Source organism: Streptomyces sp. NBC_00247, from assembly GCF_036188265.1.
Classification (GTDB): Bacteria; Actinomycetota; Actinomycetes; order Streptomycetales; family Streptomycetaceae; genus Streptomyces.
Map to the genome: position 1 here is coordinate 3,688,418 of NZ_CP108093.1, position 13,270 is coordinate 3,701,687.

Sequence of the window (13,270 nt, forward strand, 5' to 3'; positions counted from 1 at the left end):
GCCGATCAGGAGCTCAAGGGCTCAGGAGCAGCGACAGATGGCGCTCGCCAGGCGTCCCAGATCGACGTGACGGCGCTCCACGAGCGTGACCGAGAGATCACCGAGGGGCTGCATGGCCCTGGAGCCTGCCGCTTGGTCGTGCCCGTGTCAACGATCGTCTCGCTCTACGGACTCGGGTACCGGTATCCGGACGAGGATCGCCGCTCGGGCCGTCGGCGGGGCCGCCGGAGTCCGCCGTCCGCCCCGCGCAGTGTGAGGCTCGACACGGAACGAGCGGTCGAAGGGCGCCTCCGGCCGCCCCCGGGCCCGCCTCACCCAGAGCAACGGAGGGGAGTGGGCCGCCGACGGGCGCGCCGCCCCCCGCACCGGCCCGGAGGGGCCGCAGTGCTGGGATCCGGCCGTTCCGCCCTTCGGCGGGCACCGCCCGGGGAGATGACGAAGATCACTCCCGGTGATCGAAAGGATCGTCCGGAAACGGACTTCCCGCTCCGCGTCCGCGCACGTCCGGGCGGCTCCCACCGCAGGTGCGGGACCCCCACCCAATTCGGACCAGTGGTCGACCTCGCCTACACTCGGTGGCGTGCCTCGTGGTGATGGACGACTCAACCACGACCTGCTCCCCGGCGAGAAGGGCCCCCAGGACGCTTGCGGCGTCTTCGGTGTCTGGGCTCCCGGCGAAGAGGTCGCCAAGCTCACCTATTTCGGACTGTATGCCCTGCAGCACCGTGGACAAGAGTCCGCGGGCATCGCAGTGAGCAACGGGTCCCAGATCCTGGTCTTCAAGGACATGGGACTGGTCTCGCAGGTCTTCGACGAAACGTCTCTGGGGTCGCTCCAGGGCCATATCGCGGTCGGTCATGCCCGCTACTCCACCACCGGTGCCTCGGTGTGGGAGAACGCGCAGCCGACGTTCCGTGCCACCGCGCACGGCTCGATCGCCCTCGGCCACAACGGCAACCTGGTCAACACGGCCCGTCTCGCGGAGATGGTCGCCGACCTGCCGCGCAAGAACGGCCGCTCCACCCAGGTCGCCGCGACGAACGACACCGACCTCGTGACCGCGCTGCTCGCCGAGCAGGTCGACGACGAGGGCAAGCCGCTCACCATCGAGGAAGCAGCCACCAAGGTGCTTCCGCAGGTCCGCGGCGCCTTCTCGCTGGTCTTCATGGACGAACACACCCTCTACGCGGCCAGGGACCCGCAGGGCATCCGCCCGCTCGTCCTCGGACGCCTGGAGCGCGGCTGGGTCGTCGCGTCGGAGTCCGCCGCCCTCGACATCTGCGGGGCCAGCTACGTCCGCGAGATCGAGCCGGGCGAGCTGGTCGCCATCGACCAGAACGGTCTGCGCACCTCCCGCTTCGCGGAAGCGAAGCCCAAGGGCTGCGTCTTCGAGTACGTCTACCTGGCCCGCCCCGACACCGACATCGCCGGGCGGAACGTCTACCTCTCCCGCGTCGAGATGGGCCGGCGCCTCGCAGCCGAAGCCCCCGTCGAGGCGGACCTGGTCATAGCGACACCGGAGTCCGGCACTCCTGCCGCGATCGGTTACGCCGAGGCCAGCGGAATCCCGTTCGGTGCCGGGCTGGTCAAGAACGCGTACGTCGGCCGGACCTTCATCCAGCCCTCGCAGACCATCCGTCAGCTGGGCATCCGTCTGAAGCTGAACCCGCTCAAGGAAGTCATCAAGGGCAAGCGCCTGGTGGTCGTGGACGACTCGATCGTCCGCGGCAACACCCAGCGCGCGCTGGTCCGGATGCTCCGCGAGGCCGGTGCCGCCGAGATCCACATCCGGATCTCGTCCCCGCCGGTCAAGTGGCCCTGCTTCTTCGGCATCGACTTCGCGACCCGCGCCGAGCTCATCGCCAACGGCATGTCGGTCGACGAGATCGCCACGTCCATGGGCGCCGACTCGCTGTCGTACATCTCCCTCGACGGGATGATCGAGGCGACGACGATCCAGAAGCCCAACCTCTGCCGCGCCTGCTTCGACGGTGAATACCCGATGGAGCTCCCGGACCCGGAGCTGCTCGGCAAGCAGCTGCTGGAGACCGAGCTGGCCGCCGGCCCCGCCGCCACCGCGGCGGCCGACGCGCTGCGTCGTCCGTGATCCGGACCGACCGGCGTCCCCTCCAGCCCCGTATTCCCACACGAAAGATCCCGGGCAATGTCTGAGACAACAGGTGCTTCCTACGCTGCGGCCGGCGTCGACATCGAGGCGGGCGACCGCGCGGTCGAGCTGATGAAGCAGTGGGTGAAGAAGACGAAGCGCCCCGAGACCGAGGGTCTCGGCGGGCTCGGCGGATTCGCCGGACTCTTCGACGCCTCCGCGCTCAAGCGCTACGAGCGCCCGCTGCTGGCCTCCGCCACCGACGGCGTCGGCACGAAGGTCGACCTGGCGCGGCAGATGGGCGTCTACGACACCATCGGCCACGACCTGGTGGGCATGGTCGTCGACGACCTCGTCGTCTGCGGCGCCGAACCGCTCTTCATGACCGACTACATCTGCGTCGGCAAGGTGCATCCCGAGCGTGTCGCGGCGATCGTGAAGGGCATCGCCGAGGGCTGTGTCCTCGCCGGCTGCTCCCTGGTCGGCGGCGAGACGGCCGAGCACCCCGGGCTCCTCGGTCCGGACGACTTCGACGTCGCCGGCGCGGGGACGGGCGTGGTCGAGGCCGACCGTCTGCTCGGTCCCGATCGCATCCGCGAGGGTGACGCGGTGATCGCCATGGCGTCGTCCGGTCTTCACTCCAACGGGTACTCGCTCGTGCGTCACGTGGTCTTCGACCGGGCGGGCTGGACCCTGGACCGCCAGGTGGAGGAGTTCGGCCGGACCCTCGGCGAGGAGCTCCTGGAGCCCACGCGGATCTACTCGCTGGACTGCCTCGCCCTCACCCGTACGACCGAGGTGCACGGATTCAGCCACGTCACCGGCGGCGGTCTTGCGAACAACCTGGCCCGGGTGATCCCGGACGGGCTGCACGCCACGGTGGACCGCTCCACCTGGACCCCGGGCGCGGTGTTCGACCTGGTCGGCAAGGCCGGAAAGGTCGAGCGGCTGGAGCTGGAGAAGACGCTGAACATGGGCGTCGGCATGATCGCGATCGTCCCGGCGGACTCCGTGGACGTGGCGTTGACGACGCTGGCCGACCGCGGGGTCGACTCCTGGGTCGCCGGTGAGATCACCGCCCGCGGCGACCACGCCACGGGCGCCGAGCTGACCGGCGACTACGCCCGCTGACCACCCGCGGGCACACCGCGAGCGGGCGGGGCAGGGCGACCGGGATCGCCCGCCCGCCCGGCGGCGGCTCCCTGCCGACCGTCCGGCCCATGCCTCGTGAACATCGGACGGACACCCGGCGGACATCCCACGATGCCGTACCGCCCGCCCGGAGACCGGACAAGCGGTACGGGACGTCGAACGCCACGGCCCGATCGTGACCGGACAGCACAGAACCCGGTCCGGGCAGGCCCGGACCGGGTTGTTGTGTCAGCGCGAGGTCAAGCGCCGCGGCGCTGGGACGAGGGACCGGACTCTTCGTCCTCGTCCTCGTCGTCGTTGTAAAGATCCGCGTACTGTGCGTACGGGTCATCGTCCTCGTCGTCGTCCTCGAACGGCTCGGCGTTCGGTGGCTGACTCGAAGGTGATGCGCCCAGCTCATTGGCCAGACGGTTCAGGTCGGTTCCGCCGCTGCTGTACTTCAGCTGGCGGGCGACCTTTGTCTGCTTGGCCTTTGCCCGGCCGCGCCCCATGGCTCGACCCCCTCGGTGACGGGGCTCGACGGCCCCAGAGTCTTGACACGCGTTCATGTTTCGGGACGGCCTCTCGGATGAGAGTCCGCGCCCGTAGAGCTTCAACGGTACCTGCTTCCGTGGCCATACGGTACGCCGCCCGCGTCTTGCGCCTCGGTGCAGGACCAATGAGGAGCTCCGTCCTCGCTGGTCAACTGCGATTTTAACCTCTTCTCGGCGTGCGACCCGCCGACCGGCGTGAGTCTTGTCTCGCCGGTCCCCCGCGGGCCCCGCCGACCGGGGAGGACATGCCGTTCCGGTCGGCGGGCGGTCGTTCAGGAGCGCGGGAGACGGCCGGCCCCGGCCATCCTCAGCTCGGCGATCCGGTCCGCGGCGGCGGCCGGCGGAATGCCGTCCGCCTTCGCACGTGCGAACAGCTCCAGCGTGGTGTCGAAGATCTTCGCCGTCTTCGCCCTGGCCCGCTCGAAGTCGAAACCGTGCAGTTCCTCGGCGACCTGGATCACGCCACCGGCGTTCACCACGTAGTCCGGCGCGTAGAGGATCGCGCGGTCCGCGAGGTCCTTCTCCACCCCCGGGTGCGCGAGCTGGTTGTTGGCGGCGCCGCAGACCACCTTCGCGGTGAGCACCGGCACGGTGGTGTCGTCGAGCGCGCCGCCGAGCGCGCACGGGGCGTAGATGTCGAGCCCCTCGGTGCGGATCAGGGCGTCGGTGTCCGCCACCACGGTGACCTCGGGGTGGGCGTCGGTGATCCGGCGCACCGACTCCTCGCGCACGTCGGTGACCACGACGTCGGCCCCGTCCTCCAGCAGGTGCCGCACCAGATGCCGGCCGACCTTGCCGACGCCGGCGACGCCGACCTTCCGGCCGCGCAGGGTCGGATCGCCCCACAGGTGCTGGGCCGAGGCCCGCATCCCCTGGAAGACGCCGAACGCCGTGAGTACGGACGAGTCCCCCGCGCCGCCGTTCTCGGGGGAGCGCCCGGTGGTCCAGCGGCACTCGCGGGCGACGGTGTCCATGTCCTCGACGTACGTGCCGACGTCACAGGCCGTGACGTAGCGTCCGCCGAGGGAGGCCACGAACCGGCCGTAGGCGAGCAGGAGTTCCTCGGTCTTCACGAGGTCCGGGTCGCCGATGACGACGGCCTTGCCGCCGCCGTGGTCGAGCCCGGCCATGGCGTTCTTGTACGACATCCCGCGCGCGAGGTTCAGCGCGTCGGCGACGGCGTCCGCCTCGGTGGCGTACGGGTGGAAACGGGTGCCGCCGAGGGCGGGGCCCAGGGCGGTGGAGTGGAGGGCGATGACGGCCTTGAGGCCGCTGGCCCGGTCCTGGCAGATGACGACCTGCTCATGGCCTCCCTGGTCCGAGTGGAACAGAGTGCGCAGCACGTCCGCGGGGGCGGCGGGTGCGTCAGGTGCGCCGGTCACATCGGTCACGGTGGTGACTCCCAAGTACGAAGCGGCGGAGGGGCCTTCTGAGGGTGGGAAAACCCCGGCGGACCGGCGGGGCCGGCCCGTTCGGTTCCGAGCGTAGGCGCTGCCCCCGCGCGGATCGCCCCTCTGCCGTGGATCACCCCCCGAGGGAGTACGGGCGTGACACGATCAGCTTCATGTCGGTGGTGTCTTCAGTGCTCGTCCCTTACACGTCCTATCTGCGGGTGTACGAGCCCCTGGCCGCCTTCCCGGAGGCCGAGCGCGCGCACTGGACGCGCTACGCGCAACGTTCCGAGTTCCCCACCGCGCAGGACGAACTCCGGCGCTCGCTCGCGGACTTGGTGCCCACTCCCCCGGTCGGGGTGAGTCCCCACGAGAGCGCCGACGCCTTCGTCGCGGAGGTCGACGGGGTGGTCTGCGTCTGCCCGTGGCGGACCCGGCTGCGCGGATGGCTGGCCCTGGAGGAACTAGAGGGTCTGTTTCCGGCCAATGTGCTGGACGCCGTGCTGCCGGAGGTGGTCCGGGACCAGCAGGTCGCCGACCACGAGCGGTGGCAGCGCCGGAACCCGGACGCACGGCCCTGGATCAGGACGGCGGTCTGGCACGTACCGGTCCGCTGGTTCGTGCTCTTCGCCGACGGGGAGCGCGAGTACGGGGCGCCGGACGGCGAGGGCGGACCGGCGTCGCTGCGGTACCGGACACCCATGGTGGAGGCGCGGCGCAGGCTGGCGCGCGGGCTGCGGACGCTGCGCGAGACCGTGGACGACGGTCCGTTGGCGGACGGGCTGGTGGACGTGGGCCGCTGGCTGGAGGAGTTCCACCCCCGGTCGCTGGTCGAACTGGACTACGGGGGCCTGGTGCACGCCGTACCGGCCGCGCGGCTCGCCGAGGACCGGTCGGCCGCGGACGTGGCCGAGGGCATCGGGGCGCTGCGCGACGGCGACAACGACCGTGCCGCGGTGGCGTACGGCCGGCTCGCGGAACGCTGGCGCGCGGTGCGGGACCTCCGGTCCGCCAACTGACGGGCGGGGTCCGGGGATCGCGCCCGGGACGGTCCACGGGTCCGCCCCGGCTTCCCGTCGGTCGGCCCGCCGCCATGCCCGCCGGTCGGCCTGTCCGGAGGGCGCGGCTTCGTGAAGTGAACGGTGCGAGGGCTGTCCGGCGTCAACATGTGTCGGCACACCGCACCACCAATGGATGCGAATCGGAACACGGCGGCATGAAAGGTTCGAACCGGGGCAACCTCATGCCGAGGCGGTCGCAAGCAGCCCAACCGGATGGAACCGTGCCAAGGTGCGCCAACCGCCTTCTTCGCCAGGAAGGCCGGCCGTGCGGCCGGCCGCGACCGGGAGGGAGTCGAGGGAGCCGATGATCGCCGACGAGACGCGCGGGCATGCGCGCGAACCCACGGGAAACACCGAGGAGCGCCCGGCCGGGACGTGATCCGGCGAGCGCGAGTCGCGGGGCCGGCGCCTTCCGGGCCGGTCCGCAGCCCGGCTGACGGCCCGTCGGGTGCGTTCCCTGGGGCGGGAGGGCCTGGTGCGACGGGAGGCTACGTCCAGCGCCCTAGGTCTTACGTCCTGAACCGGTCCATTGGCCGCAAGCGTGACGGACGGCACTAAGGGCGCCCTTGCGTCCATCCCTACCCCTCGTGCCAAAATAGGACAAGGAGTCCGGGGAGGACTCTGTCCGTCCAACTATGGGCGGATTGCTCTGCATTGCGCGCTATGGGGGGTCTAGTGACTCCTGATTGCTCTGTGACTGATCGTTACTGACGCGTGACTGTCCGCTATGGCATGGTCCATCGGCATCCGTCGCTGATGAACACCTGGGAGGGCAATTCCATCGGTTTGGCCGACGCGGCTGGACGGATGGTGTAGTTGTAGTGCCGAGGACAAGCCGTTCGTCCTATAACCGACTCGGCCCCCGTTCACCATTTCGGGCAACGTGGGCCAAGGTGCAGAATTTAGAGGAAAGAACCGAGATGGTTCGGTTCTCCCGAGGAGGCCGCTCATGACCGCTCGCACCCCTGATGCCGAGCCGCTGCTGACCCCGGCTGAGGTTGCCACGATGTTCCGCGTGGACCCGAAGACGGTCACCCGTTGGGCCAAGGCTGGCAAGCTCACGTCCATCCGCACGCTCGGTGGACATCGCCGATACCGCGAGGCAGAGGTCCGCGCACTGCTTGCGGGTATTCCGCAGCAGCGCAGCGAGGCCTGAAACACCCCTGTCGCCGCATCACGACCGGGCAGCTGACGGCCCCCCAACCGCAGCCGCTCACCCATAGCTCCATACGACGGGCGCCCGCCCCAACGGGCGTCATACCTGTGCGATGCGGGTACGTCGTCAAGATCGCGCTGGACTCCGCCGGGTCCAGCGCGATCTTTTTTTGTGCCCGGAAGTGCCGGGAGGTGCCCGGAAGTGCCCCGGTGGCCGGGCCGCGGGCATGTGCGGCCGTCCTGACCGGCCGGTACGTGCGTCCGGTAGGTGCGGCCCTGACGGGCCGCCGGTTCCCGCTCCGGCGCACGCCGGGCGCCTCCCCGCGGCGCCTTCCGGTCGTTTCCCGGGCCTCTCCGTGTGGCCTGCCGTGTCGCTTTCCGGCGGAGGCGCGGTGGGGGGTGTGGGCAGGTGTGGGGTTCCGTGTGCAACCCGGTGAAGGACTCTGTCCGGAGGCGGGGGAGCTACCCGTACGGGCCGGGAGAAACCGGAGGGATGGATTCCACAGGAGCCCCGTAGAAGGGTGCAATTGCACATATTAAATTCGACGGTTGTATGGGGAGGGTAAAATCACCCTGTCCAAAAACTGGTTGAGTGACTCCCGTCACACTCCCGGCCGCTCGCCGACATCCAGCCTGCCACTACGGGGAGGCGGGAAACACCGCCGATGGTCATGGAGGGCGGGGGCTTTCGCCCTTCGCTCCGGCGGCCTCCGTGTCGTTCCCGGGCCCCCGGCGCGGGGCGTCGGGGGCGGCGCCCCGATCGTGGAGGCGGGGCCGGGTGCCGGTGAGGTCCCGGAGGGTGCTCCAAGGGGCTCTGAGGCCCCCGGGGAACGGGATCGCGGCGCCCGGGAGCAGGTCGGAGCCCCTGGGGGCGTCGGTGACTTCGGGCGCCGTCGGGGAGCCTCCTGGGGCGGGGAGAGCCGTGGGTCCGGGGGCGACAGGGGCGGCGGCCTGGGCGGTGCGGGCTGCGGCAGGTACGGGCGGGCGGCCCCGGGGCCGGTCGGGCCGCCGCGCGGACTCTCGGACGGGCTCGGGCGGGCGCCCGGCTGGGCCCATGGCCTGCGGTCCCGGGTCTGCGGGTTCCGGTCTCGGGTCTCGGGTCTCGGGTCTCGCCGAGGGTGTGCGGCCGCCGGCGGCCGGGACCCGCGCATCGCGCCGAGGGAACGGCATGTGCCGTTCGTTCCGGGCGTGCGCCCACCGGATGCGCCCCGCGGGCCGCGCGCACCCCGCCCCCGGCTGCACTGCGCACGCCGCGCCCGCCTCGCCCCCGGTGGCGTAGGGCACGGGAACGCGCGAAGGGCCCGGATCGAAATGATCCGGGCCCTTCGATTGCTGCGGTCCTGACGGGATTTGAACCCGCGGCCTCCACCTTGACAGGGTGGCGAGCACTCCAAACTGCTCCACAGGACCTTGCTGTTGTTTTTCGCTTCCGTACTCTCGTCCGGCTGCGAAACAGGACTGTACAGGAGGTCGGCGGGCCAGGTCGAATTCACCTGGAGTGACGGCCCGCTCACGCCCCGGGGGAGGGGTGAGCGGGCCGGATTCCTCAGGCTGTCCGACCGTTCCCGCACCGCCCGCCGGTCCGACGCGCACGGTCGGACACGGCCTACGGCGCGGCGGCGTCGATCGCCTTCACGATCCGCTTGTCCGACACCGGGAAAGCCGTCCCCAGCGCGTGCGCGAAGTAGCTGACCCGCAACTCCTCGATCATCCAGCGGATGTCCAGGACCTCCTGCGGTACCGGCCGCCCCTGCGGCAGCTGTTCCAGCAGCCAGGCGTACTCGTCCTGCATCTCGTGCACCTTCTCCATACGCGTGGTGTCGCGCTGGACGGAGGTCGGCATCTGCTGGAGGCGGCGGTCCGCGGCCACGAGGTAGCGCATCAGGTCCGGCAGTCTGCGCAGCCCGGTCGCGGTGACGAAGCCGGCCGGTACGAGGCGCGCCAGCTGCGCCGTCACGTCGGCGACGTTGTTCATCAGCGTCAGGCTGTTCGTGGCCTTCAGACGGCGCTCACAGGCCTGCCAGGCGGCCAGGATCTGCTGGACCTGGCCGACCGTGCGGACCGTGAGGTCCACGAGGTCGGCGCGGACCTTGTCGTACAGCGCCTTGAACGACGCCTCGTCCCAGGCTGGGCCGCCGTGGGCGGCGATCAGGCGGTCGGCGGCGGCGGTGGCGCAGTCCTCGAAGAGCGCCTGCACCGAGCCGTGCGGATTGCGCGACAGGGCCAGCTTCTGCTGGTTGCTGAGCTTGTCCGAGGCGAACTTCGCCGGGTTCACCGGGATGTTCAGCAGGATGAGCCTGCGGGTGCCCCGCCACATCGCCTGCTGCTGTTCGGCCTCGGTGTCGAAGAGCCGGACGGCCACCGTCTCGCCCTGGTCCACCAGCGCCGGGTACGCCTTGACCGGCTGCCCGGCCCGCCGGGTCTCGAAGACGCGCTCCAGCGTGCCGATGGTCCAGCCGGTGAGGCCCGAGCGCTCGATGGAGACGCCGGTGGGCCCGGCGGTGGCCGCGGCGGCCTGGGAGAGCGCCTGGCGGGCCTTCGGGCGCAGCCGGAGCTTGAGCGCCTCCAGGTCCTTGTCCTCGGCGACCTTGCGCCGTCGCTCGTCGACGATCCGGAACGTGATCTTCAGGTGTTCCGGTACGCGCCCGAGGTCGAAGTCGTCCGCGGTGACCGGCACCCCGACCATCCGCTGGAGTTCGCGGGCGAGAGTCGTGGGCAGCGGCTCCTGGAGCGGGACGGCCCGGTCCAGGAACTTGTCCGCGTAGTTCGGGGCGGGGACGTAGTGGCGGCGGATCGGCTTGGGCAGCGAGCGGATCAGCTCGGTGATGACCTCTTCGCGCAGGCCCGGGATCTGCCAGTCGAACCCCTCGGAGGTGACCTGGTTGAGCACTTGGAGCGGGATGTGGACGGTCACGCCGTCCGCGTCCGCGCCGGGCTCGAACTGGTACGTCACCTTGAACTTGAGCTTCCCCTGCCGCCAGGAGTCCGGGTAGTCGTCCTTGGTGACGGCCCCGGCCTTCTCGTTGATGAGCATGGAGCGCTCGAAGTCCAGCGCGTCCGGCTCGTCGCGGCGCTTGTGCTTCCACCACGAGTCGAAGTGCGCGCCGGAGACGACGTGCTCCGGAATGCGCTGGTCGTAGAAGTCGAAGAGCGTCTCGTCGTCCACGAGGATGTCGCGGCGCCGGGCACGGTGCTCCAACTCCTCGACTTCACCGAGGAGTTTGCGGTTGTCGTGGAAGAACTGGTGGTGGGTGCGCCAGTCCCCCTCCACGAGGGCGTTCCGGATGAAGAGATCCCGGGACGCCTCCTGGTCGATCCGGCCGAAATTGATCTTGCGCTGGGCGATGATCGGTACCCCGTAGAGGGTGACCCGTTCGTACGCCATCACCGCCGCGTGGTCCTTCTCCCAGTGCGGCTCGCTGTAGCTGTGCTTCAGCAGGTGCTGGGCGACCGGCTCGATCCACTCCGGCTCGATCTTCGCGTTCACCCGGGCCCAGAGCCGGGAGGTCTCGACCAACTCGGCCGACATCACGAACCGGGGCTGCTTCTTGAAGAGCGAGGAGCCCGGGAAGATCGCGAACTTGGCGCCGCGCGCGCCCAGATACTCGTTCTTCTCGGTGTCCTTGAGCCCGATGTGGGAGAGCAGTCCGGCCAGCAGCGAGGTGTGCACCGCCTGCTCGGGGATACCCGCGCCGGGCGAGGGCTCCTCGACCTTGATGTCCATCTGCCGTGCGACCGTGCGCAGTTGGGAGTAGATGTCCTGCCACTCGCGGATACGCAGGAAGTTCAGGTACTCCTGCTTGCACATCCGGCGGAAGCTGGAGGAACCGCGCTCCTTCTGCTGCTCGCGGACATACTCCCAGAGCTTCAGGTACGCCAGGAAGTCTGAGGTCTCCTCCTTGAACCGGGCGTGCTGCTGGTCGGCCTGCGTCTGCTTGTCCGAGGGGCGCTCGCGCGGGTCCTGGATGGAGAGCGCGGCGGCGATGACCATGACCTCGCGGGCGCAGCCGTTGCGGTCGGCCTCGATGACCATGCGGGCGAGCCGCGGGTCCACCGGGAGCTGGGAGAGCTTGCGGCCGAGCGGGGTCAGCCGCTTGCGCGCGTCCTTCTCCTCGGGGTCCAGCGCGCCCAGCTCCTGGAGCAGCTGCACACCGTCGCGGATGTTGCGGTGGTCCGGCGGGTCGATGAAGGGGAACTTCTCGATGTCGCCGAGCCCGGCCGCGGTCATCTGGAGGATGACGGAGGCGAGGTTGGTCCGCAGGATCTCGGCATCGGTGAATTCCGGCCGCGTGAGGAAGTCGTCCTCGGAGTAGAGCCGGATGCAGATGCCGTCCGAGGTTCGGCCGCAACGGCCCTTGCGCTGGTTGGCGCTGGCCTGCGAGATCCGCTCGATCGGCAGTCGCTGCACCTTGGTGCGGTGGCTGTAGCGGGAGATGCGGGCGTTGCCCGGGTCGATCACGTACTTGATGCCGGGGACCGTCAGCGAGGTCTCGGCGACGTTGGTCGCCAGCACGATGCGCCGTCCCGTATGGCGCTGGAACACCCGGTGCTGCTCGGCGTGCGAGAGGCGCGCGTACAGGGGGAGCACCTCGGTGTGGCGCAGGTTGCGTTTGCCGAGCGCGTCGGCGGTGTCGCGGATCTCCCGCTCACCGGAGAGGAAGACCAGCACGTCGCCGGGGCCGGCGGACTGGAGTTCGTCCACCGCCTCGCAGATCGCGGTGATCTGGTCGCGGTCCGCGTCCTCGCCGCCCTCTTCGAGGAGCGGGCGGTAGCGCACCTCCACCGGGTAGGTGCGTCCGCTGACCTCGACGATCGGGGCGTCCCCGAAATGCCGGGCGAACCTCTCCGGGTCGATGGTCGCGGAGGTGATGACGACCTTCAGGTCCGGGCGCTTCGGCAGCAGCCTGGCCAGATAGCCGAGCAGGAAGTCGATGTTGAGCGACCGCTCGTGCGCCTCGTCGATGATGATCGTGTCGTACGCGAGCAGTTCGCGGTCCGTCTGGATCTCGGCCAGCAGGATGCCGTCCGTCATCAGTTTCACGAAGGTCGACTCCGGGTTCACCTGGTCGGTGAAACGGACCTTCCAGCCGACGGTCTCGCCGAGCGGGGTGTCCAGCTCCTCCGCGACGCGCTCCGCGACCGTGCGGGCCGCGATCCGGCGGGGCTGGGTGTGCCCGATCATGCCGCGCACCCCGCGTCCCAGCTCCATGCAGATCTTCGGGATCTGGGTGGTCTTGCCGGAGCCGGTCTCGCCCGCGACGATCACGACCTGGTGGTCGCGTATCGCCTCCAGGATCACGTCCTTCTTCTGGCTGACCGGAAGCTGTTCCGGATACGACACGGTGGGCAGCCGGGAGGCGCGCGCGGCGAGCCGTTCGGCGGCCTTGCCCGCTTCGGCCGCGATCTCGTCCACGACGGACTGACGGGCCTCGGGCTTGCGGATGCGACGCGCCCCTTCGAGACGCCGGCCGAGCCGGTGCGCGTCACGGAGCGAGAGCTGTCCGAGCTGGGACTGGAGATCAGCGAAGGAAGTAGACATACGGACCCCAGGATCTCACCCGCGCCCGAGGAGTGGCGAACCGATTTCGCACCGGCCCCGAACGGTGGGCGGGCCGCCCGTGCCGTCACGCCCCGTGCGGGCGGGGCGCCGGGCGCGTCCCTGCCCCGGGTACGCCGGGCCGGGTACGCCCGTCCGGGCGGGTTCGAACCCGTAACATTTCCGGCAAGTCGCCCGATTCGAGGCATCCGGGAAGGGGCCCGCGCCGTGTCCCGTACGACGTGCCCGGTGACAGGGCCGAGGGCCCGTCAGGCCGGTCGGCCGCGCACCGCCGCCCGGATAGCCAGGGGTGGCTGAGCCTCGTCGCTCCGGCC

8 protein-coding genes and 1 tRNA gene are annotated in these 13,270 nt (G+C 70.3%); 4 read left to right on the top strand and 5 right to left on the bottom strand.

Translation table 11 applies throughout. From position 1 onward, the window contains the following. Nucleotides 1-21: 21 nt before the first annotated feature. The gene (locus tag OHT52_RS31485; RefSeq protein ID WP_327269069.1) at nt 22-114 is read right to left on the bottom strand and encodes a putative leader peptide; all 93 of its coding nucleotides are present in this window, start codon (nt 112-114) and stop codon (nt 22-24) included. Nucleotides 115-580: 466 nt separating this feature from the next. Here OHT52_RS31485 and purF point away from each other — a divergent pair, with 466 nt between their 5' ends. Next, nucleotides 581-2,107 carry an amidophosphoribosyltransferase gene (gene purF, locus OHT52_RS15690; protein WP_328720761.1) on the top strand — a complete coding sequence of 509 codons (1,527 nt, stop codon included), beginning with the start codon at nt 581-583 and terminating at the stop codon, nt 2,105-2,107. A 57-nt stretch (nt 2,108-2,164) separates the two neighbouring features. Beyond that, on the top strand, nt 2,165-3,238 hold the full coding sequence (gene purM / locus OHT52_RS15695) for a phosphoribosylformylglycinamidine cyclo-ligase (RefSeq protein ID WP_328720762.1): 1,074 nt from the start codon (nt 2,165-2,167) through the stop codon (nt 3,236-3,238). A 260-nt stretch (nt 3,239-3,498) separates the two neighbouring features. Here the strand turns inward: purM and OHT52_RS15700 are convergent, their stop codons facing one another. Then, a complete protein-coding gene (locus tag OHT52_RS15700) occupies nt 3,499-3,750 on the bottom strand; it encodes a DUF3073 domain-containing protein (protein WP_328720763.1) in 252 nt (83 codons plus the stop codon). A 314-nt stretch (nt 3,751-4,064) separates the two neighbouring features. Then, on the bottom strand, nt 4,065-5,183 hold the full coding sequence (locus tag OHT52_RS15705) for a Leu/Phe/Val dehydrogenase (RefSeq protein ID WP_328720764.1): 1,119 nt from the start codon (nt 5,181-5,183) through the stop codon (nt 4,065-4,067). A 173-nt stretch (nt 5,184-5,356) separates the two neighbouring features. On the opposite strand from OHT52_RS15705, the gene OHT52_RS15710 reads away from it, so the two are divergent. Both OHT52_RS15710 and bldC read left to right on the top strand, forming a co-directional pair. Then, complete coding sequence (locus OHT52_RS15710) at nt 5,357-6,202, top strand: hypothetical protein (RefSeq protein ID WP_328720765.1); 846 nt, start codon at nt 5,357-5,359, stop codon at nt 6,200-6,202. A 991-nt stretch (nt 6,203-7,193) separates the two neighbouring features. Then, on the top strand, nt 7,194-7,400 hold the full coding sequence (bldC, locus tag OHT52_RS15715) for a developmental transcriptional regulator BldC (protein WP_003949541.1): 207 nt from the start codon (nt 7,194-7,196) through the stop codon (nt 7,398-7,400). 1,334 nt (nt 7,401-8,734) lie between these two features. On the opposite strand, the gene OHT52_RS15720 is transcribed toward bldC, so the two are convergent. Together OHT52_RS15720 and hrpA are read right to left on the bottom strand one after the other, a co-directional pair. Continuing rightward, a tRNA-Asp gene (locus OHT52_RS15720) sits at nt 8,735-8,809 on the bottom strand. A 196-nt stretch (nt 8,810-9,005) separates the two neighbouring features. Next, nucleotides 9,006-12,938 carry an ATP-dependent RNA helicase HrpA gene (hrpA, locus tag OHT52_RS15725; protein WP_328720766.1) on the bottom strand — a complete coding sequence of 1,311 codons (3,933 nt, stop codon included), beginning with the start codon at nt 12,936-12,938 and terminating at the stop codon, nt 9,006-9,008. Nucleotides 12,939-13,270: the final 332 nt, after the last annotated feature.